General features: G+C 61.7%; 1 protein-coding gene. It reads right to left on the reverse strand.

What is annotated here, in order from left to right:
* Positions 1–60: 60 nt before the first annotated feature.
* Positions 61–1,287 (reverse strand): IS256 family transposase, encoded by a 1,227-nt coding sequence (locus ACEWPL_RS19380; protein WP_393929294.1) that lies wholly within the window; start codon positions 1,285–1,287, stop codon positions 61–63.
* Between the last annotated feature and the right edge of the window lie 100 nt (positions 1,288–1,387).

Consider the following 1,387-nt stretch of genomic DNA (forward strand, 5'->3'; position numbering starts at 1 on the left):
GTCTCGATTCTGGTGGAAATTCTCCAGCGGCGTTCTCCGAGCATGCGGATTTGGGCCTGATCAGGCCGCGAGGTCAAGACTGATCGGTGCGATGGGCTGAGCCAAGGTTTCCCAACCGTCCACTTTCCGCATCTGGATCTGGCCCGATGCCATCAGCGCCCAGAGAAGCATCGGCACGGTTTCGGCGCAGGGCAGCACGGTCTGGGTCTTGATGCGGCGGCGGAACTCCTCGTTCAGGCGCTCGATGGCGTTTGTCGTCCGCGCCGACTTCCACTGTGATGGGTTGAGCCGCGTAAAGGTAAACAGCCGGTCCCCGGCCTCTTCCAAGCTGTCCGCAACCGCGCGGCATTTCAGCCGCCATTTGCGCAGGAAGGCCTTGCGACGGTTTTCGATTTCGGCTGCGGTGTCGGCATAGATCATGTCGCGGTAATCCTCGGTGAGTTCGTCCTGCATGCGTTTCGGGGCGTGGCCGAGAAGATTGCGGTGCTTGTGAACCGTGCAGCGCTGGATCGGCAGCTCCTCGCCCCAGAGCGCGACGAGTGCCGCCTCCAACCCAGGGGCGCCATCGACAATGACAAATTCCGGGCGTTTCAGGCCTCGCGCATCGAGATCGCCGAGAAACTGCCCCCAGGCTGCTTTGCTCTCGCCGCCCATATTCTTGATGGAAAGCAGCACTTTCTGTCCGTCCCGGCGCACGCCTATGGCCGCCAGCACCGAAATGTTCGTGGCCTTTTTATCGATGCGTGTCTTGATCACCGTCCCGTCAAGGATCAGCCGGACGATGTCCTCATTGGCCAGGTCGCGCACCACCCAGGCGTCCCAGTCGACCTTCACCTTGCGCCAGGCCCGGCTGACCACATCCTTGCTCACCGCTCCTTCAAACAGCCCATACAGCGCCCGTTTCACGCGCCGCGTGTTTGTCCCGGCCAGATAGACCGAAGCAATCAGGGCCTCAGCCTTCTTGGTCAGCCGCTGATAGCGCGGCAGCGCCTTCGAGCGCCATTCGGTGATCTTGCCGGTCTCATCGATGGCGCGGGCGCGTGGCACGCTCACCGTTTCCGCGCCGAAGGTGCCGACAAGCTGACGCGCGCGATGACCGTGTCGGTAGCCCGTAGGTTTATTGGAGCCCCGATCATAACGGCAGCGCCCAAGAAACGCGTCCAGCTCCTCTTCGAAGACCGCTTCGATCGTGGCGCGGATATTCTCTCGTAGCCGATCCTCGATCGGATCGTAGCCCGCTTCATTGGCCAGTAGCGAAAGCGCGGCAGTATCGGTATTGTTCTTCATGGCGTGATCTCCCTGGCGGTTGCTGCCGCCGGTTGGGTGGGTTCAAGTTCACCCGGAGATTACGCCACCTTCAAATTTCCACCACCTTCGCGACACGACC

This window comes from Roseovarius roseus (assembly GCF_043355935.2).
In the GTDB taxonomy this organism is placed as follows: domain Bacteria; phylum Pseudomonadota; class Alphaproteobacteria; order Rhodobacterales; family Rhodobacteraceae; genus Roseovarius; species Roseovarius roseus.

Excerpts from the sequence above, each read along its gene's own strand:
- ACEWPL_RS19380 (WP_393929294.1), bottom strand. The coding sequence starts at position 1,287 with ATGAAGAACAATACCGATACTGCCGCGCTTTCGCTACTGGCCAATGAA.